Source organism: Paenibacillus sp. FSL R5-0407 (assembly GCF_038009185.1).
GTDB classification, from domain to species: domain Bacteria; phylum Bacillota; class Bacilli; order Paenibacillales; family Paenibacillaceae; genus Fontibacillus; species Fontibacillus vini.
The window spans coordinates 1,083,645-1,108,431 of record NZ_JBBPAX010000001.1 but is presented as its reverse complement, the minus strand read 5'-3'; the positions used below and the strand labels follow the sequence as shown (position 1 = coordinate 1,108,431).

Genomic DNA, 24,787 nt, shown 5'->3' with positions numbered 1-24,787 from the left:
GATTACTTATTGGTTCAACCCGTTAGCGATCGCAAGAATTTCATCCCTGTCCACATTGCCGATCACATTAAAATATACATTCCCGAGCATCATATTGATTTCGCTCATGTCTCCGCTGCTGATAAACGCTATATTTCCATTATTCAGTTCAACCTCTTCGGTATTTTCCTTACTCATCGTTGACAGGATTTCGTTATTCATCAACAGATCGAACGTCAATCTGAGTATTTGGCCGTCTTCGGTTCGGTAGAGCAGGTGAGCGCTCTTTCCGAAGGTATTCGGGTCTTCCGGCGTTCCGGACGGAATGACCACCTCGAGTGATTCCAAAGTAAATCTTTCCGGAATGTTGGTAATCCGGGGAAGAGAGAAGGCGAGTGTATCGCGGGCGTCCTCCATGTCCATTTTTACCGTTTCATAAGTCCCCGCATCGACAAGGTGTACCTCTTTGCTCATTTCTCTGAGTTCATCCTCAGTGAAATCTTCAGGCGGAGGAGGTGTCTTGGCCATTGATGGATCCGCTTGCGGCTGTCCATTGCCGAACACCATTTGCGACATCCCGCTGCCCAGATTTTTGAGCTCCTGAAAAATAGGGGAGATGGCCTTCGTTACTAACGGAGGACTAAACAAAGCGGCCCCCAAAAGCATGGATGCAGCTACAATACCGAACAACTGAGCTTTACGGCGTCTATTTAAACGGGTCCGTTTCCGGTTAAGCTTCTTCTGAACTTGTTCCCAGGATTTGCGGCGATCGGATTCGGAATAAGAGGGAAGTGACTCAATGGCGTTATCAAATGCATCATTAAATAGGGCTTCAAACTCATCGGGATACTTTTGATGTTCCATTTTCTCGTTTTTGATAGTCGCCACCCCACTCTCTGTATAGCATTTTCTTGATCCCTTCCCGGGTTCGGAATAGACGCTGTCTGACGATATTCTCGCAAAGATCCAGCCGCTCTGCAATCTCCTTATAACTTAAGCCTTGCTTCCAACGCAATTCCATCAATTGGCGGTATTCCGGCTTCAACTTACTCAGATGAGAGAGGATGGCTTCCTCCATCATCTTGATTTCAACCGTCTGCTCTACGGATGGGACCATAGGACCAATAGGCTCTATATCCATATAAACACGTTCCACGTCCAAGTGGTTACGAAATTTTTTATTTTTTCTAAAATAATTAATCGTCGTGTTGCGTGCTACGGTTTTCATCCATGATTTCATTCCGCTGACACTTTCAAATTCAGGTTTTTTCGTGACAACTTTAATAAATGCCTCTTGAATTATATCCTCGGCAGCCTGATGATCCTTTACCAGGTAAAAAATCGCCCCATAAACAAGATCGTAAAATGCATAGTAGACATCTTCCTGAATGGTCTCAGACAGGTGATGATAGTCGGCTCCGAGCAGCCATTCTAACCGTTCCGGCATGGTTCTCCCCTCTCTTGCCGTTAAGGCGCATGAATCTAAAAAGCCAATATCTCGATTTTACTATAAGCCGGACGCGAAAGGAATGATTTTCCATGATAACGTGAAATAAGGGAGTCCCCCCGAAGGAGAACACCCTTGATATTTAACGTTCTATTATTAGTGCAGGAAAGGCTTATATAAATGATCAGTCGTCTTCAACCGTTAAGGAATCGTAATCGGTTGGGTTACGTTTAGCGGCCATAGCGGGGGAATCGGAATTTCCGTACTTTTCCAAAGTATGCCAGGCCTCCGCGTCATCAAAATTCCCGGCATCCCGCTGCCTGTTTTCCCCGGCTCCCTTAGGGGGCGGAGTGATGACATCTTCTTCTACAGGCCGGTAGTCGGATACGTTCCGTTCCGGCGTATGTTCCACGCAATAAGCCGTATAGGGAACCGCCTCCAGACGCTCGTAAGGGATGTCCCGGCCGCATACGGCGCATTGTCCATAGCTGGAATCCTCGATCCGGTCCAATGCCGAATTTATTTCCTCAAGTCGTCTTTCCAAGTTATCATCAACCGCCATGTCGCGGCTTCGTTCAAATGTTTCCGTCCCGACATCGGCAGGATGGTTGTCGTAAGCAGACAATTCTCCCGTCGAAACCCGCAGCGACTCTTCCTGACCTTGGGCATTGCCGTCCGCACTAAAATGTCTCTCGAGATCGCTCTTCTCCTGTTGAAGAGATTCCTTTAATTTCGTCAGCTGTTCGTTTGTCAGATGGCTCATGAACTTTCCCTCCTTCTGAAAATAGGCCAAGTTCTTTCAATCGCCTATGTATGCTTTACCCCGGAATGAAGTAGGGTGACGCAATGTCGACTTTATCTTACAATGGAGTTAATACTTAAAACTGTAATTACTTCAAGTAAGGATGCTTGAATGAAAGACGCGGTCTTGGCATCATGAGAGGAGTTTTAATGAAGAGGTTGATGTGGTTCGGTTGCTGGGCCTATTTATTGATCGGACTGGCTCATGTGGTCGTAGGATCGATTATGCCTAATCTGCTTGAGCATTACGGCAAGGATTACAGCGCAGGGGGGACCCTGATTTTTGCACAGTTTACCGGCTTTTTGATCGGAGTGCTTCTTTCTCCCTTGCTCATTGGAAAATTCGGAAAGCGAAACGGGCTGCTGATTGCCACAGGCATGTTATTCGTTGCCGAACTGGTATACACTCTGCTCCCGCCGTGGGAATGGATGTACGCGGTCGGCGCGGTTGCCGGCTTCGGCTTCGGAATGATTGAGGCCGTCATCGGAACACTTATTCTGGTAGCCGTTACGGAGGGGACGGCAGTGGCGATGAGCCGGCTTGAAGTCTTTTTCGGGGTTGGAGCGCTTCTGATGCCGCTTGTAGCCGGGTGGCTCATCCGGGCGGAAATGTGGCGGTATTCCTTTCTGTTGGTCAGCACACTTGCTTTCGTGATGCTGCTGGCGTGGGGGAAAGGGAATTTCAAAGAATTGAACGCCGTATTAAATGCCAGGGAAGAGAGACGCAAAGAAAAAGGAAGCCTGCTTCGCCAATATCAAGGCAGCCGAGGGTTGATGCTCCTTGTCTTCATCCTGTTCTTCTTCCTCTATGTGGGGACAGAGATGAGCTTCGTCAATTTCCTTCCATCGATGCTGATTGAGAAGGTAGGGACGGATAAAGCGACGGCCGCGCTCAGCGTCACTTTGTTCTGGATCGCCATGACGGTAGGCAGACTGTTCGCGGGAATCATTGCGGAAAAAATATCCTACAGCAGATATGTCATTAGCGGGAGTTTGATCAGTTTCTTTCTGATTTCGTGCTTTGCGCTCGTCGGGGGATTAACCGGTCTGATCGCTTTGATTCTGCTGCTTGGATTGTTTATGTCCGGATTGTTCTCCATCGCTTTGGTGTTCGCTAACAAGATGCTGCCGGGTTCGGAGGAAACGACACCGAGTCTGCTGATCGCATCCGGCGGCATCGGGGGCGCGGTACTCCCGCTGTTGATGGGGAAGAGCATGGACCTGGGAGGAGCAGGCGCTTCGTCTTGGCTTCTCGCAGGGTTTATTGGGGCGCTGGTGATATTCAGCACGGCTGCCGTATTGATCAAGCGGGTAAATTCAAATCCGCTGGGATTGCCGGAAAAGGAATAACAGCAGGGAAGAAATGAAATGAAGGGGGAGAAGCAGGAATGTGGCTGTATATCGTTATTGTAGCGCTTGTGGCTATTGCCGCGGCAGGTACGCTAATTATCGGAAATTCCAAGGAGAATCGAACAGGCAATCCCGACTATGACAAGCGGACGAAAAAGAATCTGATTAAACTGACGCTCATTTATGGCGGTTCTATTTTAATTATAGCTCTGCTCCTGGTTGGCTTATTGGATTTATCTTCATAAGCACAACTAAATGCTGCATCAGAACAAAAGAGCACCTCGCCGATCTTCGGCGGGGTGCTCTTATTCGTGAATAAATAAAGTGAGAGCTTATTAAAACGCCCAGTTTCCTTTTTTGAAAATTTGCTCTTCTTTGCCGTCGCCCGTTACCCCGAAAATGTCCATTTCCGCGGAACCGACCATAAAGTCCTCATGCGCAAAGCTGGCATTCAATCCATGCTTGTTCAATTCTTCGCGAGTCATAGACTTTCCGCCTTCCAGGTTAAAGGCGTAAGCATTGCCGATCGCCAGATGGTTGGATGCATTCTCGTCGAACAAAGTGTTATAGAACAAGATGCCGGATTGCGAAATCGGCGAACCGTGCGGCACGAGGGCGACCTCGCCCAAATAATGCGAGCCTTCGTCCAGCTCAACGAGCTGTTTGAGCGTGGATTCTCCCACCTCTGCAGAGAAGTCAATGATACGGCCGTTTTCAAACGTAAGTTTGAACTTATCGATGATGTTTCCATTATAGCTAAGCGGCTTCGTGCTAGATACGGTACCGTTGACACCGGTTTTCAGCGGTGCCGTAAACACTTCTTCGGTCGGGAGGTTCGCCAGGAATGTGTTGCCTTGGGCATTGATACTCTCTGCAGCGACCCAGATATGCCCTTCGGGCAGTTCGATCGTCAAATCGGTTCCTGGTGCAAGATAGTGAAGCTTCTTATACTTTTTGGAATTCAGGTATTCGGATTTCTCATTCAGATTTGCAATATGATCGCGCCATGCGCCGATCGGATCAGGCTGATCGATGCGTACGGTACGGAAAATCGCCTCCCACAGAGCATTCACCTGTTCGGCTTCCGGAAGATCCGGGAACACTTTGGCCGCCCAAGTTTTCGACGGAACGGCAACGATAGACCAGCTGAACTTATCCGACATTTGGAGCTCGCGATATTTGCTCATGGCTTTGCCGTAAGTTTTCTGATGATTGGTGATCCGCTGCGGATCAATACCGGTCAGCAAGTCGGGGTCCGAGGAAATGACGTGAAGAACAGCCGCGCCGCCTTCTACATATTCGAGCATCTCTCCGGCGTACCATTTTGGATCATCCAGGAAGGATTCATCCGCCGCATGCTCATAACGCAACCGGGTGACGGTGTCGTCGCTCCAGTTGACTTTTACAAATCTTGCTCCGGCTTCATAGGCTTGCTTAACGATCAAACGTACAAGTTCCACCGAATCTACTGTGGCGACTACGATCAGGTTTTGACCGGGCTGAACATTGGCACCTACTTTAACAGCCAACTCAGCATATTTCTGTAGCTTTTCTTGAAAATCAGACATTGTCCTACCTCCGTAATCTAAAAAATGGTTATTGATATATCATACTACGATTTTTTTAGACTATCCAATTAACCGATGGTTATTTTTCCTTCCGGATACTTGAATAGCTCTTTCTCCGATTTCGGTGCCAGGGCATACGCCAATGTAACCGGGCCGACCCGGCCCAGGAACATGACCAGACAAAGCACGCCTTTGCTCGTGTCCGTCAGCCGCGGAGTCAGGTCAAGACTGAACCCTGCCGTTGCAAACGCCGAGGTGGTTTCGAACAGCAGAGGGAGGAATTCCCTGTCCTCAATGGCAGACAGCACCATGGCCACGAAGATGACAAGAAACAAGGCGAGCCAGGTTTGGGTGATCGCACGCATAATCGCTCCCTTGGAAAGACGTCTGCGGAACAAGACGATATCTTCCCGGCCGCGGAGCATGGAATACATCGCACCGAGAAGAACGGCGAACACCGTAACTTTGATTCCCCCGCCAGTAGAGCCGGGAGCCGCTCCAATGAACATGAGCAGGATGAACATAAACTGGGTGGAATGCTGCATATCCGCCATACTAAGCGTACTCACGCCGCCTGATCTGGAACTGATCGAATGGAAGAAGGAGGTCATGATTTGATTCCCCCAGCCTAACGGCTTCAGCGTAGCTGGATTTCCCATCTCCAGGATGAACATCATCAGAGCTCCGCCAATAATCAGGAACGCGGACATGCTAAGGACGACTTTAGAATGCAGGGACAGCTTCCGGGTACGGGAATAGTGAAGCAGATCTGATATCACGATAAACCCGATGCCGCCCAGAACGATCAGAATCATTAAGACGACGTTGACGAAAGGGTCGTTGGAGTACTCGGAGAGACCGCTGAATTCCCCGTGAAGGGGTCCGAATAAATCAAAGCCCGCGTTATTAAAGATCGATATACTGTGGAAAATGCCGTAATACAACGCCTTGTGCCAAGGCATGTCCAGCATCCATCTGGCGGCCAGCAGGAGTGCGCCCGTTCCTTCGATCACAACGGCGTATGTAATGACCCGGCGGATCAGGGTAACTAGCCCTTCCATGGAGTTATAGTTCATCGCCTCCTGGAGCACCAGCTTCTCCCGCAGTGAAATTCGGCGGTTGAACGCCAGCGCGATCAGTGTGCCGAAGGTCATGAAGCCGAGCCCTCCGAGCTGGGTCAATGTCAGAATTACGATTTCACCGAAGAGGGAAAAATGGGTGCCCGTATCAACGACGGCAAGCCCGGTCACACAGGTAGCCGATGTTGCCATGAAGAAGGCGTCGATCAATTTCATCGGGCGCCCGTCGGCTGACGCCGGGCCAAGGGACAACAGAAATGTACCCAGAATAATGATGATGCCGAAGCCAAATGATAGTGTTTTTGCCGGAGTAAGCGGATTGGATTTCCTCTTCTTGCTGGTTTTACTGCGATGCTTTGACAATGATTATTCACCTCATACATGATCTTGCTATTGACGTAAAACATGGTACGATATTTCAATAAAGGTTGGCTACATCTTTCCTCAATAACAACCATTATAGTAGAAACCTTAAATTAGATCGACATTTAAAGAGAAATTACAGGAAAAGGAGTTATGGCTGATATGAAGTTGAACATTTTGCAAGCGGACATGCATAAAGATGATGAGGGAGCTTTTTTGGGTAAAACAATATTTGAAGTGGAGGGACATAAAGCCGCCTATGAAATCACGTTTTTCAGCAAAAAAGGCAAGGAATGGGACTACAGCCTGAATTATGCCCGGGAATCCGGGATTGAGGCGGAATTTATGGCTGTCGACGAATGGATCGAGCAGGACGATGACGGATTTGACGAACTGTTGGACGCTGCCCGGAACACGCTCGCAGAGTAAGGCAGACCTATATTTAAATAAAGGGGGGATCGCTATTGATGGAAAAACCATTCTACAGAAGATGCCTTGGAGCCATTATGGTCCTGACCATCATCTATTTGGTTCACAAGGTTCATTTTATTTTTAACCCGATCTCCACGCTCGTCCAGATTTTGATTGTGCCTTTGACGATTTCGGGCTTCTTATATTATTTGCTGAGGCCGATCGTCCAGTTTCTTGAAAGTAAAAAAATGAACCGGATCCTATCCATCCTGTTTATTTATTTGCTGTTTGCCGGAGTTGTCACTATATTTCTGATGGTCGTGTGGCCTCCGCTGCAGAAGCAGATCACGGAATTCATCAACAACGTGCCGCAGCTTATCGACGGTTTGCAAAGTCAGATGAACGAAATTCGCAACAATCGTTATTTTTCAATGTTTGACAATAAAGATACGCAGCTGATGGATAAAATTACGGAATACGTGAACGCGGGAATTGAAAGTGCTACCGGTTACATCTCGCATGTGTTCAACTTCCTGAATGATTTCTTCATCGTCGTCGGTACGGTTCCGATCATGTTGTACTATATGTTGAAGGAAGATCATCGGGTAACTCCGTCTCTGGTACGCATGGTACCGAAGAACTTCCGCCGTGAAGGGGAAATTACGATCCATGATATCGACACGATGCTGAAGGGCTTCATCGCCGGAAGAATGATCAGCGCCGTGGTGCTGGCCGTCATGAGTTTCCTCGGTTTTTGGCTGATCGGTCTGCCGTATCCTTTGCTATTGGCGATTGTCGGAGCATTGTTCAACTTTATCCCGTATTTCGGATCTCTGCTCGGAGCCATTCCTTGCGTAATCGTCGCGTTTACGGTATCTCCGTCCATGGTCCTGTGGGTCATCATTATCGTGTTTATCGCACAACAGATTGAAGGAAACCTGATTTCTCCTTATATTTACGGAAAGACGATCAACATCCACCCGTTGACGACGATTGTTCTGCTCTTGATCGCCGGTGATTTCGGCGGAATTTTAGGCATGATCTTAGCGATTCCCGTATATATGATGCTTAAAATTATAGTCGTAAAGATATATCAGATTTATTTGTCCCAAAAGACCGAGGATTTAAACACATAGGATTTAAACACATAATCCAAAATATTTCCATTTCTGATGGAATGGTGACGAATATCATATCACCAATTCCACTCCTTGAGTGATGATTAACCTAATAAATTGGTTAGTAAAAATTCTCGGGGGATGATAAGAAATGGCAGTAACCGCCAAAAACGGGAAGTATTTTTACGCATGGAGCAAAATACTTCCTGATGGATCCTTTTACCTGCCGGATCAAGCCCTGCAGGAGTATCACATCCAAACGAATTCGAACGTCATTCTCATGTCAGGGCGCAATACCGCGAAGGGATTCAGCGTCGTTTGCAAGGAACTGATCGACAATTCTCCTTTGGCGAAGGTGTTCGCAAGCTTGCCTCAGCTGCAAAGCTTTTCGATCCCAGCAGGGGAAACGCTTACCTTCAAAGAGCGGGTGTTCTGCTGGACCTATCTGGCCAGTGATCATTACATCCGTTTGCCTTTGCAGACATGGGAGGAATTCGGGGTACGTCCCGGGGAACAGCTTCTAAGCTTAAGAGCCACACATTTGGCTTTTAACAATCTGGCTGACGGGCCCTACATTGAACTGGCAAAGCAAGTAAAAGGAATGCCGACCTACGAGTAAGTGATAGATTGGATGAGGCTAAACCCATTGAAATAACTTAAAGGCTGCCTGCGATATGATCGCGGGGGCCTTTTTTATTTCTTTCTTGTACTTAGGTCGTTTCAATATGGTTTAGGTGCTTACAATGAACGCGAATCAAGAAGGGAGCGAGTTCATGAAAGCGGTAACCTATCAAGGCAAGAAGAGCATTCGCGTGAAAGAAGTGGAGGATGCCAGGCTTCAAAAGAAAGACGATATTGTTGTTCGAGTCTCCTCGACCGCCATTTGCGGTTCTGACCTGCATATTTATAACGGGGAAATTCTCGGCATGTACGATGATTACGTAATCGGCCATGAGCCGATGGGAATTGTAGAGGACGTAGGTCCTGAAGTGACACGCGTGAAGAAAGGAGATCGGGTCATTATTCCTTTCAACGTAGCTTGCGGGGAATGATTTTTCTGCAAAAATCAACTTGAGAGTCAATGCGACAATGCGAATGAGAACCGGGATACCGGCGGATATTTCGGGTATTCGTCCCGTTATGGGGATTATGCCGGCGGCCAGGCGGAATTAATGCGCGTACCTTTTGGAAACTTTGTTCCTTTCGTCATTCCCGAGAATGCCGAAATGGATGACGAGAAGCTGCTATTCCTGTCCGACATCGTTCCAACGGCTTATTGGAGCGTAATCAACGGCGACTTCAAGGCGGTTCGCTCAGCGCATTCAATCTGGCAACCAAGGTGGTCCGCAAAGGGGGGACCATTCAGGTGACGGGCGTATACGGCTTGAAATACAACCTGTTTCCTTTCGGCGATCTGTTCGAACGGAATATCAACATTAGAACCGGACAAGCGCCGGTGATTCATTTGATTCCCGAGCTGTATGAACAAATCCGGTCCGGCCGGTTTGATCCGACCGATATCATAACGCACCGTTTGCCGCTGGATCAGGGGGAACATGGTTATAAAATATTCAATGACAAGGAAGAAAACTGTATCAAGGTTGTTTTAAAGCCTTAGCTTAACCTTCGAATATAGAACAACGGGCGGCCCATTAGGGACAGCCCGTTGTTTGCTTTAATCATTTAGGCATTAATGTGATATTTTTCGATCATTCTGTCATATGCTTCTCTAGGTCTTAATCCTACCAGCTTCTCTACGGGCTCACCGTTATGGAACATAATGACGGTCGGCAGTGACATGATCCCATAAGTCGAAGCCAGTTCCGGCGATTCATCGCAGTTTACTTTGACCAGGTTGAGGGCTCCCTTATAATCTTCATGCAGTTGATCCAAAAGCGGGCCGAGCACTTTGCAAGGCGGGCACCAAGGGGCATCGAAATCTACCAAAGTAATACCTTGAGGCAGCAGCTCTTGACTGAACTCGGCAGGTGTGGACACTCTTTTAACGCTCATGATTCATTTCCTCCTTCAATTTCGGATTTTCCTCCAAAAGATAGGTAATCCGTTCTTCCAGGTTTGACTTTATCGACGACAACAGAGCAATTTGTTCTTCAATTTCTTTGAGTTTGGTGCGGTAGACGGGCATGATTTGTTCGCAAAACGCTTCCTTGCTGGCCATGACACAGTTCAGGAAGCCTGAAATCTGTTCGGTCGTCAACCCGAGCTGCAGATAAAACTGTATGGTCTTGACCGTATCGACCGATAATCCGCTATAGTCCCGGTATCCGTTATCCATTCGCCGTGAAGCAATCAAACCTTGCTGCTCGTAGTATCGCAGCGAGCGGATGCTTGCTCCGGTTGCCTTGGATAATTCGCCGATTTTCATAAATGGGCTTCACCTGCCTTCAGTTGCTGATTCGGTATTGTAATGCCATTATAAACCCTGACACTAGTGTGAGGGTCAATCCCATTTTTCTCCTGCTCCCGAACCGTGTATAATAAAGTGAAGTGAACTCAGGCAATCAGTCATTCCATGCTGAAAACGGTAAGGAGGGAGTATCGGCTTGTTCGATCCAACGGTATTTGATAATTTAAAAGTCGTTCTTGAAGGCGCTGTCTATGATTCGGACCTGCATGGGCAGCTTCAGATCATTGGACGAAGCGACCGGGTCGAGTTGTCGGCCATGTCCCGTTATTACGCCATTCAGTTCTGTTTGCCGGGGAAACCGGAGACTTGGGCGGAACTCCGGCTATGGGCGGACACGGAAGATTTGGCCGGAGAAATTATGGAGCTGGATTCAGTGACGCTCGGCTGCCAGATGCAACCTGTCTTTTACAAGCACCTGAAGGATCCGGACAGCGAGTGTCCCGCCATCGAAAGACTCACCACCGAGATATGGGGAAGCCATGTTCACCAGATCCAAAAGATCACTTCCGTTTACGGCGACAGCAACGCACCCCCGCTGAACGAAATAACGGTACAATTTCATAGAAGATTCGGGGAAGAGGTCATTCCCGATCTGCCTCAAATGTTAGAACATATGCTTTACATGCTGGAGCGGTTATAAGCACAATTATTTTACATAAATTAATATGATTAATTATTATTGGAGGCGGAACTGAATGAATGCTCATGAAATCGATTATCGGATTATCGGCGAGGAAATGCAGTGCGTGGAGGTCGCGCTTGATCAAGGGGAGAGCGTCGTAGCGGAAGCCGGGAGCTTCATGATGATGGATCCGGATATCCGGATGGAGACGATCTTTGGCGACGGAAGCAATCAAGGCGGCGGCTTAATGGGCAAATTGATGGGGGCCGGCAAACGCCTGATTACAGGTGAAGGGCTGTTTATGACGGTATTCACGAATGCCGGATATGGGCGGCAAAGCGTGACGTTCGCTTCTCCTTATCCCGGGAAAATCATTCCGCTGGACCTGCAAATGCTCGGCGGTAAAATTATTTGCCAGAAGGACTCCTTCCTTTGCGCAGCCAAAGGCGTGTCGGTCGGTATCGAGTTCCAGCGCCGGCTTGGAACCGGATTTTTTGGCGGGGAAGGATTCATTATGCAAAAAATTGAGGGCGACGGTCTTGCATTCGTGCATTCCGGCGGTCTGGTCATCGAACGCGATCTTGCGCCGGGCGAAGTGCTTCGCCTGGATACCGGCTGTCTAGTGGCTATGACCGCTTCGGTCGATTACAACATCGAAATGGTCAAAGGCGTGAAATCCGCATTGTTCGGAGGAGAAGGCCTGTTCTTCGCAACGCTGCGCGGACCCGGCAAGGTATGGGTACAATCGCTTCCGTTCAGCCGTTTGGCTGACCGTGTTCTTTCCGCAGCGCGTGTCGGAGGCAAAGACGAAGGCAGCCTGCTTGGAGGCCTCGGTAATTTGTTCGAACGTTAAGAGACGTTCGGCAGCGATGCTGTGGCAATTGACGTTGACATTTCCCCCTTTGTGTAACTATTATTGTTACAGTGAGATAAGGGAGGGATAGCCATGACGATCAGTTCGCGTTTTTCCGTTGCCATTCATGTCTTGTCCCTGCTTGAACTGAACAAGGATGGCGTCAATACCTCAGAGTATATCGCTGACAGCGTAAATACAAACCCGGTGGTCATCCGCCGGATTATGGGCATGCTGAATAAGGCGGGGATGGTGAAGGTCCGCTCCGGTGTTGCCGGAACGAAGCTGCTCCGGCCGGTATCGGAAATTACTCTGCTGGATATATATCGCGCAGTTCAAGTTGTGGAAGAGGACGCGTTATTTTCTATTCATGATAAGCCAAATCCGAAATGTCCGGTCGGCCGTAATATTCAATCCTCGATCGAACCGATTTTCTCTTCGGCCCAGGCGGCATTGGAATTAACTTTAGAGCGGGTAACGCTTCAGGATATCGTAAATTCGATTCAGGAGACGGAAACCAAATGTGAATAATCAAAATGATTGATTTAAAATGCCCCTTTTAGGGGCATTTTTTTATATAGGCGGAAGCTGCTCATGGTTGACAGGATTCTTAACTGTAACTATACTAGTTACATCGACGTGCTGTAACCACTTAAGTTACACAAACGCGATTCAAAATAAAATATTCTGTTTGATTATAATTTTATGAAACTAAGGAGGATGAGGTCGTGCCCACATCTATTCATCCGGAAACTGTAATTGGCGCCGTGCGCTTGAAAATTACGAATATGGAGATTTCGCTCCGCTTCTATGAGGAAGTCATCGGCTTCCGTCTATTGAAGAAGGACGGCGCTGTCGCCGAGCTTACCGCTGATGGACATACTCCGTTACTTATCCTGGAGGAAAACAATCAATTCCGCCGGATGCCGGAGCGCTCCGTGTCGGGCCTATACCATTTTGCCATTCTGGTTCCCGATCGTATTAGTCTTGGAGCTGCACTGCGCAATATGGCCTACCACAAGATCCCGCTGGGTCAAGGCGATCATTTGGTCAGCGAAGCTCTCTACTTGAACGATCCCGACGGCAACGGCATCGAGGTGTATGCGGACCGTCCACGGGATACTTGGCAAAAAAATGAGCAAGGCGAAATTTTGATGACCACCGATCCGGTAGATATCGACGGGCTGTTGGCCGTTTCTGAAGGTGCGGAGTGGAACGGATTGCCGCCGGAAACCAAAATCGGACATGTGCATTTTCATGTCGGGGATTTGCAAGCCGCCAAGCATTTTTATTGCGATGTGCTCGGTTTCGACGTGATCGCCCGATACGGCAGCGCCGCGCTGTTCATATCCGCAGGAGGCTATCACCATCATATCGGCTTGAACCTGTGGGCCGGCGCCGGTGCTCCTCCTACCCCTGAAGATGCCGTCGGTCTGCGTTATTTTACGATAAATGTACCTGACCGGGACGCCTTGCTTGAGATTGAGCAGCGGCTCACCGCTGAAGGGACGGCATTTGAGCGTCAAGCCGACGGGAATGACATCTCATTGAGTGATCCCTTCGGAATCGGGATGAAAATTACAGTAACTAAGAATGAGAAGGGAGAATAAATCATGGCAAATATCGCAGTCATTGGAGCAACAGGTAAAGCAGGAAGCAGAATAGTGGAGGAAGCATTACAACGGGGTCATGAAGTGACCGCCATTGTGCGGAATGCCTCCAAACTGGATAACAAGCATGTTTCCGTCGTGGAAAAGGATATTTTCGATTTGAAGGCAGAGGACTTGCAGCAGTTTGATGTAGTAGTGAACGCGTTTGCCGCTCCTTTCGGCCAGGAGCAGCTGCATGTCGATGCCGGCAATGTCCTCATTGAAGCCTTGAAGGGGGCGAAGGCTACCCGATTGATCGTAGTTGGCGGTGCGGGAAGTTTGTATGTGGACGAGGCAAAGACGGTTCGGGTCATGGATACGCCGGATTTCCCCGCCCTATTTCTGCCGACGGCTTCAAATCAAGGCAAGAATCTGGACATACTGCTTGGAACCGAAGGAGTAAACTGGACGTTCCTGAGCCCTTCGGCAAACTTCGCGCTTGGTAAACGTACGGGATCCTATCAGACCGGAACAGACCAATTGCTGATCAATTCCAAAGGGGAGAGCTATGTCAGTTACGAGGACTTTGCAGTAGCTGTTGTAGACGAAATCGAGCATCCCCGTCATCTCAATCAGCGCTTTACCGTCGTGTCCGAATCGTAAGTTACTAGAAAACCCTTTCACTGCTTCGGCCTTTCGCCTATAATATAGAGTACTATTTCAGTACGAAAGGACCGAACGCCATGCAACTGTTCCCTCAATTGGAGACGGAAAGATTCATATTACGTAAGCTGACCTCCGCGGATGCCGGCGATTTGTTTCATTATTTCTCTAATGATGAAGTAACCAAGTACTATGATTTGAACAGTTTTGTGGAGTTACGTCAGGCGGAGGACCTGATCCAATCCTGGAACAGCCGATACTTGGAAAACAAGGGATTCCGTTGGGCCATCACGGTCAAGCCCGACAACAAGGTAATCGGGACTTGCGGATATCACAATTGGGCCAAGGAGCATTATAAAGCAGAGATCGGTTACGAGCTGAATCCTTCTTATTGGCGCCAAGGTGTCATGACCGAGGTGCTTCAAGAAATTTTGCGCTTCGGGTTCGAAGATCTCGGTCTTAACCGGATTGAAGCCTTCATCGACCCGGACAATATCCGGTCCCGGTATCTGCTTGAAAAAACAGGCTTTCATGAAGAGGGCTATTTAAAACAATGCTTCTATGAAAAGGATCAATTCGTGGATGCCGTAATATTTTCCCTGCTAAAGAGTCAATACTTAATTAACCGGGAATAGTACGAAATGAAGTTGACTGATATTTCCCGTTATATTAAAATGCATATATCCTTTATAGGCGATGGAGTTCGCCATAACCGCTGAGAAGCTGATGACTCCTACCAGAGAATTTGCAACACTTCCCTGGTAGGAGTCTGTTTTTTTGTTCCATTACGATCGGAGAGGAAGAGAGAAAGAGATGAACGAATTTAGACAAGCCTGGGCCAAATGGTCCGAAAAGTGGACTCTGCTGGCACTGGCCGGTACGCTGCTCAAGTGGATTATTCTAGGGAGCGGGGTAGGGATTCTTACCGGTACGGCTTCCGCGTTATTCTTAAAAAGCCTGGATGCCGTAACTAATCTTCGTTTAGAACATTCATGGCTCTTATTTCTCTTGCCTGCAGGCGGAGCATTGGTCAGTTATCTGTATTGGAAGTTCGGTAAAAACAGTTCCAAGGGGAACAATCTCATTCTGGAGCAGATTAACGACGGACAGGAGACGATACCGCTTCGGATGGCGCCGCTGGTCCTGTTTGGCACGTTGGTCACCCATTTGTTCGGCGGCTCCGCCGGGCGGGAAGGAACGGCGGTGCAAATGGGCGGAAGTTTGGCCGAATGGTTCGGGAAACTCCTGCGCGTCGGACCTGTCGACCGTAAAATCCTGTTGATCTGCGGAATCAGCGGCGGATTCGGATCGATATTCGGGACGCCTTTGGCCGGCACGGTGTTTGGTCTGGAAGTGCTGGCTATCGGCCTGATCAGCCACGAGGCGCTCATCCCCGCATTCGTAGCGAGCTTTGTCGGCAATCTCGTTACCTCCTCCTTCTGGGGCGTCTCGCATCTTCACTATTCCATCGGAGAGGTTCCCGCCTTGGATTGGCTCGTAGTGCTCAAGGTTGTGTTTGCATCTATCCTGTTCGGACTAACGAGTATTTTGTTTAGTGAATTAACTCATTTTTTGAAGAAATGGTACACCCGGCTATTTAAGAATCCCATGCTAAAAAGTGCTGTCGGGGGATTTATCATCATTGGACTTGTATATATGATCGGGAGTCGTGACTACCTTGGGTTGGGAATTCCGTTAATCCAAAGCTCCTTTACGGAAAACGTGTCCCCGTTCGCATTTTTATTTAAGCTGATCTTTACGTCTCTGACGCTGGGCGCCGGATTCCAAGGAGGCGAGGTTACGCCTTTATTTGCGATCGGAGCTACGCTCGGGAACGCGCTCTCCGGGTTCCTTCATTTATATGCTCCCTTTCTGGCGGGACTGGGTTTTATCGCGGTATTTAGCGGTGCGACCAACACGCCTATTGCCTGCTTTTTGATGGGGATTGAACTTTTTGGCTCTGAAGCAGCTATTTACTTATTTATAGCCAGTATCGTAAGCTACCTGTTTTCCGGGCACACGGGCATATATACATCGCAGCGGATCGGTATTTCCAAAAGCCACTTTATTTCGTTGCCAGGAGGAACTACATTGTCTAGCGTGAAAGGGATACGGAAAAAAATTAAGGACGGAGACCGTTAAGGTGGGGAATAATCGAGGCTAAATTTCGGATTGCGAAATGAAGTATAAATAAACGCCCCCGCTTCAACAACGGGGCCTGGTAACAGGAAACCATTCCCTTGGCCATCATGGAAGCTTCCCATACACTAAAGATCTCTCCATAATGCATGGGTTCATTTTTTGGATTGCCACTTAAAATTCCCATATCATCTCTCCTAAGTTTCGATTCATCCGATATTGTTACCCGAGTTCTTGAAACTCATCCTTTGGCTTTAATGGCATATCCCCTAATTATGCTATAATCTTAGATTGTACATATGAATTCATAAAGTGTGGTGACCGCCTTGTTTAAAATCATGCTCATTGAAGACGATATCACCTTGTTTCATGAGGTAAAAGAACGGCTCTCGCAGTGGTCCTACGACGTGCATGGAGTCCAGGACTTCAGTAAAGTTACCGAGGAATTTACGGAATTGCGGCCGGATCTGGTCATTATCGATATTCAACTGCCCAAATTTGACGGCTTTCACTGGTGCCGAATGATCCGTTCGCATTCCAATGTACCGATTATTTTCCTGTCGTCCCGGGATCATCCGACAGATATGGTGATGTCCATGCAGCTGGGTGCGGATGATTTTATCCAGAAGCCGTTTCACTTTGAAGTGCTGATCGCGAAAATTCAGGCGACTCTCCGCCGGGTTTATAACTACAACACGGAGCGCGTCGAGCTGCGAACCTGGCGCGGGGCGACTGTGGAATATGTGAAGAATACGATTACGAGTAGCGCGGGATCCGTGGAACTGACCAAAAATGAGATGTTCATCCTCAAACTGCTCATCGAGCGGAAAAACCAGATCGTAAGCCGGGAAGACCTGATCAAGAGTTTATGGGACAACGAGCATTTTGTCAGCGATAACACCCTGACCGTGAACGTCAACCGTCTCCGCAAAAAGCTGGAGAACCTTGGATTGGATCCCTATATCGAAACGAAGGTTGGCCAGGGGTATATGGCAACGGAGGAGGCGGCTCCTCTGTGATTGGGAAGTATTTGAGGGAACGACTGAGCTGGATCCTGCTGTTTCTGTGCCTGCAGCTGCTCATTCTGTTTGTCGCCGCTATCGATGCCACCATACCTTTTATGCCGATTCTATACATTGTCTTTTTGTCATTCCTAATTTTCATAGCATTCCTGGTGATCAGGTATCCACGGGAAACCCGGTTTTACGCCAGCCTGGAATCCTGGGACGACATGTATGATCTAGCCTCCGTCGCAGATCCGGAGAGTCCGTTCGAGACAATAACTACGGAGGTGCTCACCCGGCAGACGGAACGGTATAAGAAGGAAGCCTCGCTCTATATGATCGAATTGGAACAAGAGAAGGATGACCTTCTGTCCTGGATTCATGAAGTTAAAACCCCGCTGACCACGCTGAGGTTAATGATCGAACGGCTGGATAACGAGACTCTGAAATCGCAGATGATGTACGAGTGGCTGCGGATTCATTTGCTGCTGGACCAGCAACTGCACCAGAAACGGATATCTTTTATCAAGAATGATTTGTTTATTGAGCAGACGGCTCTCGAACCGATCATTTATACCGAGATCAAATCTCTGAAATCATGGTGTCTGCAAAAAAACATCGGCTTCGACGTCTCCCTACCCGCTGCGGAGGTGCTCACGGATGTGAAATGGTTGGGTTTTATTATCCGGCAGCTGCTGACGAATGCTGTTAAATACAGTGATGCTTCGGATATTGTAATCGAAAGCAGGGTTAAGGACGGACAAGTGCATCTTCGGATTCAAGATTTCGGGCGAGGGATTGACCCGAAGGATTTACCCCGTATTTTTGATAAAGGCTTTACTTCGACGACCTTACACAAGGACAGCGCAGCTACCGGAATGGGGCTGTATCTGGCACAAAAGGCCGCCGATTCCTTGCTGATCCGCATCGATGTTGTATCCAAGCCGGGTGAGGGCACGGTCTTCACGTTGTATTTTCCGAAAAAGAATGAATTTCTGAGCCTGACAGGCATGTGACAACAATGTCACATGCTTTTGTGCTTTGTTCGGGGAATCGAGGGAAAAGGTTCCGCCTTAGGCATTATGATAAATGCATGAGGTAAAGATAAGTTTAGGAGTGATTAAAGTGGCGATTTTGGAAGCTAGCAAAATTCATAAAAGCTATGGCAACAAGTTCAATAAACAGGAAGTACTTAAGGGAATCGATCTTCAGGTGGAAAAAGGGGAGTTCGTCAGCATCATGGGCGCTTCGGGCTCCGGGAAAACGACGCTTCTGAACGTGTTGTCTTCCATCGACAAGGTCAGTAACGGCAGCATCAAAATTGAAGGCAAGGAATTTACGGGGCTAAAGGAAAGAGAATTGGCCGAATTCCGGAAGCACCATTTGGGCTTTATTTTCCAAGAATACAATCTGCTCGATACGCTGACGGTTAAAGAAAACGTACTGCTGCCGCTATCGATCAAGAAAGTGTCCAAAAAAGAAGCCGATCAAAAGTTTCAAATGGTGGCCGCCGAGCTCGGCATCTTTGACCTAAAAGATAAATATCCGAACGAAATATCCGGCGGACAGAAACAGCGGACCTCGGCGGCCCGTGCGTTTATTCATGATCCGAGCATTATTTTTGCGGATGAGCCGACAGGGGCACTGGACTCCAAATCCGCTTCAGACCTGCTCAACAAGTTAAGCGATCTGAATCAGAAAATTTCATCGACCATCGTTATGGTTACGCACGATCCGGGTGCTGCGAGTTATTGCAGCAGAGTCGTTTTTATTAAAGACGGTCAAATCTATACCCAGTTAAATAAGGGCGAAGAATCCAGACAATCGTTCTTTAACGACATTATCAAGACTCAAGGCGTATTGGGCGGTGTTCAGGGATGAATATCAACTACCTGATTTACCGTAATTTGAAGAAGAATATCAAAAACTATTATCTGTATGTATTTGCGCTTATTTTTAGCGTGGCTCTGTATTTCGCCTTCGTGACCCTGCAATATGATCCGGCATTGGATGAGATGAAAGATACCGTGAAGGGGGCCGCGGGCATTGGTACCGCATCCGTCCTGCTCGTAGCGATCGTAGCTATTTTTCTTCTATATGCCAACACAATTTTTATTAAGCGACGCAGTAAAGAAATCGGTCTGTTTCAATTAATTGGATTAACAAAAGGGAAAATATTCAGAATTCTGAGCAGTGAAAACCTGATCTTATACTTCGGCTCGATGCTGATCGGGATCTTCATCGGATTCTCCTGTTCGCGACTGCTGTTGATGGTTCTGTTCAAGGTGATCGATGTGGAAGCCCAAGCTTCCCTGAATTTTTCAACTCAAGCTTTGATTCAAACCGTGATTGTGTTTGCGGCCATTTACTTGCTTATTATGATTATGAACTTCACGTTCATTAAGAGACAGAGTATTCTGTCCTTATTCCGCGTCGTATCAACTACCGAGAATAACGTCCGGAGAAAGCCCCTGATCGAAATCATTTTGGGTATACTCGGAATCGGTCTTATTCTGTACGGGTATTACGTATCAACGAAGCTGTTCAGTGGGGATTTCTTGGAAATGACCGAGCTGTTTATGGCGATGATCCTGATTCTGGGTTCCGTCATTATCGGGACATACTTGTTCTACAAAGGCTCTGTCAGCTTTATTTTCAATGTGATCCGCAAAAGCAAGGGCGGTTATCTATCCCTGGGCGAGGTGCTGTCGCTCTCATCGATTATGTTTCGCATGAAATCGAACGCCTTGCTGCTAACGATTATCACAACCGTTTCGGCGCTGGCAATCGGATTGTTGTCCTTAAGCTATATTTCTTACTATTCGGCGGAAAAGTCAGCCGAGCAAAGTGTGCCGAACCACTTTTCCGTCCTGTATGAAGACGATGCCGCGAAATTTACCGAGGCGCTTCAGAAGAACAATATCGAGTTCAAGGAAACCCGGCGGGAAGTCACGATGGTGGATATGGACGCCTCTAAAATTATCAGTTCCGATATAGGCAAAAAAGACAACAACATCATGACCCTGGCCATCGTCAGCGATGCTACCGTTGAGGGAGTGGACGTCAGTCCGGGAGAGGCACTGTTTGCCGGCACCAATGATGCCCTTACTCAATTTATGGGTCTACGCGATAAAGGCGAAATCGAGCTCCTGGGACAGACCGACTCGGTGAAGCTAAATCTGATCGGTACGGATAAAGAAGGTGTAGTGTCCTGGTATTATTCGGGCAGCTTGTCGGCGGCCATCGTGGACCAGACGGTCTATGAGCGGCTCGCCAAAGATTTCAATCCGGAGTTGCAGAGAGAAAGCCGGATGTATCTTGGGATCGATATCGTTGATTCCTCGAAGCTTCAACAGGCCAACGAGCTTTACACGGAGATGGGATTCGCGGACAAACCCGGCTATTTGTCGCAGCCGCAGCTCGTTATGAATCAGAAGAGCAATATGGGCTTGATCATGTTTATCGTTGCCTTTCTGGGCTTGACCTTCCTGATCACCTCGGGCTGTATCCTGTATTTCAAACAAATGGATGAAGGGGAAGAGGAACGGCCGAATTATACGATCTTGCGGAAGCTCGGGTTTACACAAGGGAATTTACTACGCGGAATTCAGTTCAAGCAATTGTTCAATTTCGGTATTCCGTTGATCGTCGGGCTAAGTCACAGTTATTTTGCAGTAAAATCGGGATGGTTCTTCTTCGGTACGGAATTATGGATGCCCATGATTTTGGTAATGCTGCTGTATACGGCTTTGTATTCGATCTTCGCACTATTGTCGGTCCTGTTCTATAAACGGGTCATTAAAGAATCGTTATAAAACCAAAGATAAAGATATAGATAAAGACAGGATCGCCATGTGAGCGGTCCTGTCTTTGTATGTTAGCCTGCAAATATATGATTGCCTATCTTGATCTTCTGTGGACGAGACCAAATCCATTCGCTCGTTGCGGTTTCCGGATTAAAATAATATAGCGATCCATACGTCGGGTCCCATCCTCGTACAGCATCCTGTGCTGCCAGATAGGCCGTTCTGTCGGGTGTCAAATAGTATTGTCCGTCATCCACGGCCGTGAACGCACGAGGCTGAAAAACAACATCCTTAATCGTGTCCGGGAATTGATCGGATTGGAGCCGATTCAAGACGACGGCACCGACAGCTACCTGTCCTTTGTAAGACTCTCCACGCGCCTCGCTATAGATCACTTTTGCCAGAATATCCATTTCACTCTGATTCAGTGAGTATTTTTTTAAGGCCTGCCAGGTTTGGGGACCGCTTACCCCGTCAACTTGCAGTCCATAAGTCTTCTGAAAATTTTGTACGGAGCTTTTGGTGGAGGTTCCGTAATAACCGGTAAGCTCCAGGTTAAATAAACCAAGCGCTTTAAGCCTGTATTGCAGATCCCATACATCGCCGCCGTTACTGCCCACATTTAATTTACCCGGAGCTGCCGCTTGCGTGGAGCCGCCGAACAATCCTATTGTAAATGTTGCAATAATAAGTATGATGAACGTACGGAAAATTTTCATTTGCGAATCACTTCCTTTCCTGACTGATTTTATGTTGGAAAAGGAGAGAGAGCAACCCACAACATTTGGCACTGTGGCAATTTGTGGAGTTTAAAATTACTAGGCACAGCTCAATACTAAAGCGAATATGGTAAAGTGGGCGCATAAAAAAGTAAATTAAGTAATTGACGGTTCTGCAGAATAAGCTAAGATGTTTACTGGGGGAAACAATTTTTTCTTACGTCATCTTTTCGGCAAAAGGAGTTGTTCAATTGCTAGATTTTTTTCAGAATCTTAATCCGATCTTACAAGCTTTACTGGCAACTTTGTTTACATGGGGAATGACAGCGCTAGGTGCCGCTCTCGTGTTTGCCACAAAAACCTTAAACCAGCGACTGTTGGATAGCATGTTGGGTTTCGCCGGCGGGGTCATGATTGCCGCCAGTTACTGGTCCTTATTGGCTCCCGCCATTGAGATGTCGGGGAACAATGCCATCGGTACCTGGTTTCCGGCAGCATTTGGATTTTTGTTAGGCGGCGTGTTTATCTGGGGAATCGATAAAATATTACCTCACCTTCATCCGAATACGTCGATCGGCAAAGCGGAAGGTTTACTTCCGAATAAAAGAAAGCGAAGCACCTTGCTGGTGCTTGCCATCACGCTTCATAATATTCCGGAGGGCTTGGCTGTAGGGATTGCCTTTGGCGCCCTTGCTAACGGCGGGACCGAAGGGGCGCTCATCGGAGCCGTGACTTTGGCGCTGGGAATCGGTATCCAGAACTTTCCTGAGGGAGTTGCCGTGTCCATGCCTCTGAGAGGCGAAGGAATGTCGCGCAGAAAGAGCTTTTTCTACGGACAATTCTCAGGTATGGTTGAACCGATCGCCGCGGTCATTGGGGCATTTGCCGTTGCTTTTGTCGAACCTTTATTGCCTTACGCGTTAAGCTTTGCAGCTGGGGCCATGATCTTCGTCGTAGTTGAAGAAGTAATTCCAAGCTCACAGGAAAAGGGCAATAAAGATCTGGCATCCATGAGCTTGATGTTCGGTTTTATTTTAATGATGATTCTCGATGTGGCTTTGGGATAGAGGTAAAAGCTCCGGTCATAGGGACGGGAGCTTCTATTTTTGTTGAACCTTTATACATTTCCTGTCGCTGAGGACTTGTTGTATGCCGCGGATTACATATATAATATGACGAGTATATCTAAACAGAAAAGGTGTTAAATTCATGAGTATATTAAATGTAGAAAAACTTAGCCACGGTTTTGGGGACCGTGCGATTTTTAACGATGTATCTTTCCGTCTCCTTAAGGGGGAGCATATCGGTCTGATCGGTGCCAATGGGGAAGGGAAATCCACCTTCATGAACATCATTACCGGCAAGCTTCAGCCGGATGAAGGAAAAGTCGAATGGGCCAGACGTACCCGTGTCGGTTACTTGGATCAGCATGCGGTGCTTAGCAAAGGAATGACGATTCGGGATGTCCTGCGCGGCGCCTTCCAATACTTGTTCGATATGGAACAGGAAATGAACGACATGTACGGCAAAATGGGCGATGTAACACCGGAAGAACTGGAGCAGCTGCTTGAGGATGTTGGAACGATCCAGGATACGCTGACGAACCAAGACTTCTATTTGATCGATTCCAAGGTGGATGAAACTGCACGCGGTTTGGGTTTGACGGATATCGGACTCGACAAGGACGTAAACGATTTGAGCGGCGGGCAGCGGACGAAGGTACTGCTAGCGAAGCTGCTGCTTGAGAAGCCGGATATTCTGCTCCTCGATGAGCCCACCAACTATTTGGACGAGCAGCATATCGAATGGTTAAAACGGTATTTGCAGGAATACGAGAATGCCTTCATTCTGATCTCGCATGATATTCCGTTCCTCAATAGTGTAATCAACCTGATCTATCACATGGAAAATCAGGAACTGAACCGTTATGTAGGCGACTACGACTATTTCCAGCAGGTTTACGAAGCGAAGAAGCAGCAATTGGAATCCGCTTATAAACGTCAACAGCAGGAAATCGCGGATCTGAAGGACTTCGTGGCCCGGAATAAGGCGAGTGTGGCTACCCGTAACATGGCGATGTCCAGACAGAAGAAGCTCGATAAGATGGATGTCATTGAACTGGCCAAGGAAAAGCCGAAGCCGCAGTTCAATTTCAAGGACGGCAGAACATCCGGGAAGATGATCTTCGAAACGACGGATTTGGTCATCGGTTACGATTCGCCGTTGTCCCGCCCGCTGAGCCTCCGTATGGAACGCGGTCAGAAGATCGCGCTCGTCGGCGCAAACGGAATCGGTAAGACAACGCTCTTGCGCAGCATTTTGGGTCAAATCCAGCCTTTGGAAGGCTCTGTTCGTCTGGGTGAGAACCTGGAGATTGGGTATTTCGAGCAGGAAATGAAAGAAGCGAATTACAATACTTGCATCGAAGAAATTTGGACCGAGTTCCCATCCTTTACGCAATTCGAGGTACGGGCGGCGCTTGCCAAATGCGGATTGACTACGAAGCATATCGAGAGTAAAGTTGCGGTATTAAGCGGGGGCGAGAAGGCAAAGGTACGTCTTTGCAAGCTCATCAACCGTGAATCCAATTTACTCGTACTCGACGAGCCCACCAACCACTTAGATGTTGACGCCAAGGACGAACTGAAGCGTGCGCTCAAAGCATACAAGGGAAGCATTCTGCTCATCTCCCACGAACCGGAATTCTATCGTGATGTCGTGACGGAGACTTGGAACTGTGAGTCCTGGACGACAAAAGTGTTCTAATTGTAGATATAGATACAACGCGGCCGTTTAAGGGGTCGCGTTGTTTTTTTATAGTAGAACTCCTACCCGTTGAAGGAATTTC

General features: G+C 47.9%; 26 protein-coding genes, 2 pseudogenes and 1 riboswitch. Of the genes and pseudogenes, 19 read left to right on the top strand and 9 right to left on the bottom strand.

Annotated elements, in window-relative coordinates; genetic code table 11:
* Positions 1 to 6: 6 nt before the first annotated feature.
* The 3 genes from NYE70_RS05385 to NYE70_RS05375 all read right to left on the bottom strand — a co-directional run bounded on the left by NYE70_RS05385 (position 7) and on the right by NYE70_RS05375 (position 2,189).
* Entirely contained in the window at positions 7 to 843 is an 837-nt protein-coding gene (locus NYE70_RS05385) for a hypothetical protein (RefSeq protein WP_341045281.1), read from the bottom strand.
* Positions 818 to 1,426 carry an RNA polymerase sigma factor gene (locus NYE70_RS05380; RefSeq protein ID WP_341045280.1) on the bottom strand — a complete coding sequence of 203 codons (609 nt, stop codon included), beginning with the start codon at positions 1,424 to 1,426 and terminating at the stop codon, positions 818 to 820. The genes NYE70_RS05385 and NYE70_RS05380 overlap by 26 nt, the downstream gene beginning before the upstream one ends.
* Before the next feature lie 184 nt (positions 1,427 to 1,610).
* Positions 1,611 to 2,189 carry a TraR/DksA C4-type zinc finger protein gene (locus NYE70_RS05375; RefSeq protein ID WP_211020571.1) on the bottom strand — a complete coding sequence of 193 codons (579 nt, stop codon included), beginning with the start codon at positions 2,187 to 2,189 and terminating at the stop codon, positions 1,611 to 1,613.
* A 188-nt stretch (positions 2,190 to 2,377) separates the two neighbouring features.
* On the opposite strand from NYE70_RS05375, the gene NYE70_RS05370 reads away from it, so the two are divergent.
* Entirely contained in the window at positions 2,378 to 3,577 is a 1,200-nt protein-coding gene (locus NYE70_RS05370; RefSeq protein ID WP_211020570.1) for an MFS transporter, read from the top strand.
* A 38-nt stretch (positions 3,578 to 3,615) separates the two neighbouring features.
* A complete protein-coding gene (locus NYE70_RS05365; protein WP_211020569.1) occupies positions 3,616 to 3,822 on the top strand; it encodes a hypothetical protein in 207 nt (68 codons plus the stop codon).
* A 90-nt stretch (positions 3,823 to 3,912) separates the two neighbouring features.
* Here the strand turns inward: NYE70_RS05365 and NYE70_RS05360 are convergent, their stop codons facing one another.
* Both NYE70_RS05360 and NYE70_RS05355 read right to left on the bottom strand, forming a co-directional pair.
* The gene (locus tag NYE70_RS05360; RefSeq protein ID WP_213655181.1) at positions 3,913 to 5,145 is read right to left on the bottom strand and encodes an aminopeptidase; all 1,233 of its coding nucleotides are present in this window, start codon (positions 5,143 to 5,145) and stop codon (positions 3,913 to 3,915) included.
* A gap of 68 nt (positions 5,146 to 5,213) precedes the next feature.
* Positions 5,214 to 6,587 (bottom strand): TrkH family potassium uptake protein, encoded by a 1,374-nt coding sequence (locus NYE70_RS05355; protein WP_341045278.1) that lies wholly within the window; start codon positions 6,585 to 6,587, stop codon positions 5,214 to 5,216.
* 162 nt (positions 6,588 to 6,749) lie between these two features.
* On the opposite strand from NYE70_RS05355, the gene NYE70_RS05350 reads away from it, so the two are divergent.
* From NYE70_RS05350 to NYE70_RS05335, 4 genes and pseudogenes are all read left to right on the top strand, one after another.
* A complete protein-coding gene (locus tag NYE70_RS05350; protein ID WP_211020566.1) occupies positions 6,750 to 7,016 on the top strand; it encodes a hypothetical protein in 267 nt (88 codons plus the stop codon).
* A gap of 38 nt (positions 7,017 to 7,054) precedes the next feature.
* On the top strand, positions 7,055 to 8,134 hold the full coding sequence (locus NYE70_RS05345) for an AI-2E family transporter (RefSeq protein ID WP_247681579.1): 1,080 nt from the start codon (positions 7,055 to 7,057) through the stop codon (positions 8,132 to 8,134).
* Positions 8,135 to 8,267: 133 nt separating this feature from the next.
* Positions 8,268 to 8,735 (top strand): hypothetical protein, encoded by a 468-nt coding sequence (locus NYE70_RS05340; RefSeq protein ID WP_341045276.1) that lies wholly within the window; start codon positions 8,268 to 8,270, stop codon positions 8,733 to 8,735.
* 154 nt (positions 8,736 to 8,889) lie between these two features.
* Positions 8,890 to 9,734, top strand: a pseudogene (locus NYE70_RS05335) (alcohol dehydrogenase catalytic domain-containing protein).
* 65 nt (positions 9,735 to 9,799) lie between these two features.
* Here NYE70_RS05335 and NYE70_RS05330 read toward each other — a convergent pair.
* Positions 9,800 to 10,129, bottom strand: a complete 330-nt coding sequence (locus NYE70_RS05330) for a thioredoxin family protein (RefSeq protein WP_341045275.1) — start codon at positions 10,127 to 10,129, stop codon at positions 9,800 to 9,802.
* A complete protein-coding gene (locus NYE70_RS05325) occupies positions 10,119 to 10,502 on the bottom strand; it encodes a MerR family transcriptional regulator (protein WP_211020562.1) in 384 nt (127 codons plus the stop codon). The genes NYE70_RS05330 and NYE70_RS05325 overlap by 11 nt, the downstream gene beginning before the upstream one ends.
* A gap of 178 nt (positions 10,503 to 10,680) precedes the next feature.
* Between NYE70_RS05325 and NYE70_RS05320 the strand changes: the two genes are divergently transcribed.
* From NYE70_RS05320 to NYE70_RS05290, 7 genes are all read left to right on the top strand, one after another.
* Positions 10,681 to 11,184 (top strand): hypothetical protein, encoded by a 504-nt coding sequence (locus NYE70_RS05320; protein ID WP_211020561.1) that lies wholly within the window; start codon positions 10,681 to 10,683, stop codon positions 11,182 to 11,184.
* A gap of 55 nt (positions 11,185 to 11,239) precedes the next feature.
* Complete coding sequence (locus tag NYE70_RS05315; protein WP_290408502.1) at positions 11,240 to 12,019, top strand: TIGR00266 family protein; 780 nt, start codon at positions 11,240 to 11,242, stop codon at positions 12,017 to 12,019.
* A 93-nt stretch (positions 12,020 to 12,112) separates the two neighbouring features.
* Positions 12,113 to 12,550 (top strand): Rrf2 family transcriptional regulator, encoded by a 438-nt coding sequence (locus NYE70_RS05310; RefSeq protein WP_213655186.1) that lies wholly within the window; start codon positions 12,113 to 12,115, stop codon positions 12,548 to 12,550.
* 197 nt (positions 12,551 to 12,747) lie between these two features.
* Positions 12,748 to 13,629: a VOC family protein gene (locus NYE70_RS05305; RefSeq protein ID WP_213655187.1), complete on the top strand. Its 882-nt coding sequence runs from the start codon at positions 12,748 to 12,750 to the stop codon at positions 13,627 to 13,629.
* Positions 13,630 to 13,632: 3 nt separating this feature from the next.
* Positions 13,633 to 14,271, top strand: a complete 639-nt coding sequence (locus NYE70_RS05300) for an NAD(P)-dependent oxidoreductase (protein ID WP_213655188.1) — start codon at positions 13,633 to 13,635, stop codon at positions 14,269 to 14,271.
* A gap of 80 nt (positions 14,272 to 14,351) precedes the next feature.
* Positions 14,352 to 14,906 carry a GNAT family N-acetyltransferase gene (locus NYE70_RS05295; RefSeq protein WP_341045273.1) on the top strand — a complete coding sequence of 185 codons (555 nt, stop codon included), beginning with the start codon at positions 14,352 to 14,354 and terminating at the stop codon, positions 14,904 to 14,906.
* A gap of 48 nt (positions 14,907 to 14,954) precedes the next feature.
* Positions 14,955 to 15,014, top strand: a riboswitch (Fluoride riboswitch).
* Between the two features lie 70 nt (positions 15,015 to 15,084).
* Positions 15,085 to 16,413 carry a voltage-gated chloride channel family protein gene (locus NYE70_RS05290; RefSeq protein ID WP_213655190.1) on the top strand — a complete coding sequence of 443 codons (1,329 nt, stop codon included), beginning with the start codon at positions 15,085 to 15,087 and terminating at the stop codon, positions 16,411 to 16,413.
* 55 nt (positions 16,414 to 16,468) lie between these two features.
* Here the strand turns inward: NYE70_RS05290 and NYE70_RS26005 are convergent.
* Positions 16,469 to 16,597, bottom strand: a pseudogene (locus tag NYE70_RS26005) (DUF3231 family protein); the annotation flags it as partial.
* A 139-nt stretch (positions 16,598 to 16,736) separates the two neighbouring features.
* Between NYE70_RS26005 and NYE70_RS05285 the strand changes: the two are divergent.
* The 4 genes from NYE70_RS05285 (at position 16,737) to NYE70_RS05270 (ending at position 21,229) form a co-directional block, all read left to right on the top strand.
* Complete coding sequence (locus tag NYE70_RS05285; RefSeq protein WP_211020554.1) at positions 16,737 to 17,429, top strand: response regulator transcription factor; 693 nt, start codon at positions 16,737 to 16,739, stop codon at positions 17,427 to 17,429.
* Positions 17,426 to 18,430: a sensor histidine kinase gene (locus tag NYE70_RS05280; RefSeq protein ID WP_213655191.1), complete on the top strand. Its 1,005-nt coding sequence runs from the start codon at positions 17,426 to 17,428 to the stop codon at positions 18,428 to 18,430. Before NYE70_RS05285 ends, NYE70_RS05280 begins: the two co-directional genes overlap by 4 nt.
* A gap of 109 nt (positions 18,431 to 18,539) precedes the next feature.
* Positions 18,540 to 19,295 carry an ABC transporter ATP-binding protein gene (locus NYE70_RS05275; protein ID WP_213655192.1) on the top strand — a complete coding sequence of 252 codons (756 nt, stop codon included), beginning with the start codon at positions 18,540 to 18,542 and terminating at the stop codon, positions 19,293 to 19,295.
* Positions 19,292 to 21,229 carry an FtsX-like permease family protein gene (locus NYE70_RS05270; RefSeq protein ID WP_341045271.1) on the top strand — a complete coding sequence of 646 codons (1,938 nt, stop codon included), beginning with the start codon at positions 19,292 to 19,294 and terminating at the stop codon, positions 21,227 to 21,229. Before NYE70_RS05275 ends, NYE70_RS05270 begins: the two co-directional genes overlap by 4 nt.
* A gap of 62 nt (positions 21,230 to 21,291) precedes the next feature.
* Here the strand turns inward: NYE70_RS05270 and sleB are convergent, their stop codons facing one another.
* Entirely contained in the window at positions 21,292 to 21,939 is a 648-nt protein-coding gene (gene sleB / locus NYE70_RS05265; protein ID WP_213655194.1) for a spore cortex-lytic enzyme, read from the bottom strand.
* Between the two features lie 251 nt (positions 21,940 to 22,190).
* On the opposite strand from sleB, the gene NYE70_RS05260 reads away from it, so the two are divergent.
* A complete protein-coding gene (locus NYE70_RS05260; RefSeq protein WP_211020549.1) occupies positions 22,191 to 23,006 on the top strand; it encodes a ZIP family metal transporter in 816 nt (271 codons plus the stop codon).
* Positions 23,007 to 23,148: 142 nt separating this feature from the next.
* A complete protein-coding gene (locus NYE70_RS05255; protein WP_213655195.1) occupies positions 23,149 to 24,705 on the top strand; it encodes an ABC-F family ATP-binding cassette domain-containing protein in 1,557 nt (518 codons plus the stop codon).
* Positions 24,706 to 24,787 lie beyond the last annotated feature (82 nt).

What these genes read in the sequence shown, in the direction of transcription:
- NYE70_RS05385 (WP_341045281.1), bottom strand. Translation starts at nt 843, where the DNA reads ATGGAACATCAAAAGTATCCCGATGAGTTTGAAGCCCTATTTAATGAT.
- NYE70_RS05380 (WP_341045280.1), bottom strand. Translation starts at nt 1,426, where the DNA reads ATGCCGGAACGGTTAGAATGGCTGCTCGGAGCCGACTATCATCACCTG.
- NYE70_RS05375 (WP_211020571.1), bottom strand. Translation starts at nt 2,189, where the DNA reads ATGAGCCATCTGACAAACGAACAGCTGACGAAATTAAAGGAATCTCTT.
- NYE70_RS05370 (WP_211020570.1), top strand. Translation starts at nt 2,378, where the DNA reads ATGAAGAGGTTGATGTGGTTCGGTTGCTGGGCCTATTTATTGATCGGA.
- NYE70_RS05365 (WP_211020569.1), top strand. Translation starts at nt 3,616, where the DNA reads ATGTGGCTGTATATCGTTATTGTAGCGCTTGTGGCTATTGCCGCGGCA.
- NYE70_RS05360 (WP_213655181.1), bottom strand. Translation starts at nt 5,145, where the DNA reads ATGTCTGATTTTCAAGAAAAGCTACAGAAATATGCTGAGTTGGCTGTT.
- NYE70_RS05350 (WP_211020566.1), top strand. Translation starts at nt 6,750, where the DNA reads ATGAAGTTGAACATTTTGCAAGCGGACATGCATAAAGATGATGAGGGA.
- NYE70_RS05345 (WP_247681579.1), top strand. Translation starts at nt 7,055, where the DNA reads ATGGAAAAACCATTCTACAGAAGATGCCTTGGAGCCATTATGGTCCTG.
- NYE70_RS05340 (WP_341045276.1), top strand. Translation starts at nt 8,268, where the DNA reads ATGGCAGTAACCGCCAAAAACGGGAAGTATTTTTACGCATGGAGCAAA.
- NYE70_RS05330 (WP_341045275.1), bottom strand. Translation starts at nt 10,129, where the DNA reads ATGAGCGTTAAAAGAGTGTCCACACCTGCCGAGTTCAGTCAAGAGCTG.
- NYE70_RS05325 (WP_211020562.1), bottom strand. Translation starts at nt 10,502, where the DNA reads ATGAAAATCGGCGAATTATCCAAGGCAACCGGAGCAAGCATCCGCTCG.
- NYE70_RS05315 (WP_290408502.1), top strand. Translation starts at nt 11,240, where the DNA reads ATGAATGCTCATGAAATCGATTATCGGATTATCGGCGAGGAAATGCAG.
- NYE70_RS05310 (WP_213655186.1), top strand. Translation starts at nt 12,113, where the DNA reads ATGACGATCAGTTCGCGTTTTTCCGTTGCCATTCATGTCTTGTCCCTG.
- NYE70_RS05300 (WP_213655188.1), top strand. Translation starts at nt 13,633, where the DNA reads ATGGCAAATATCGCAGTCATTGGAGCAACAGGTAAAGCAGGAAGCAGA.
- NYE70_RS05295 (WP_341045273.1), top strand. Translation starts at nt 14,352, where the DNA reads ATGCAACTGTTCCCTCAATTGGAGACGGAAAGATTCATATTACGTAAG.
- NYE70_RS05290 (WP_213655190.1), top strand. Translation starts at nt 15,085, where the DNA reads ATGAACGAATTTAGACAAGCCTGGGCCAAATGGTCCGAAAAGTGGACT.
- NYE70_RS05270 (WP_341045271.1), top strand. Translation starts at nt 19,292, where the DNA reads ATGAATATCAACTACCTGATTTACCGTAATTTGAAGAAGAATATCAAA.
- sleB (WP_213655194.1), bottom strand. Translation starts at nt 21,939, where the DNA reads ATGAAAATTTTCCGTACGTTCATCATACTTATTATTGCAACATTTACA.
- NYE70_RS05255 (WP_213655195.1), top strand. Translation starts at nt 23,149, where the DNA reads ATGAGTATATTAAATGTAGAAAAACTTAGCCACGGTTTTGGGGACCGT.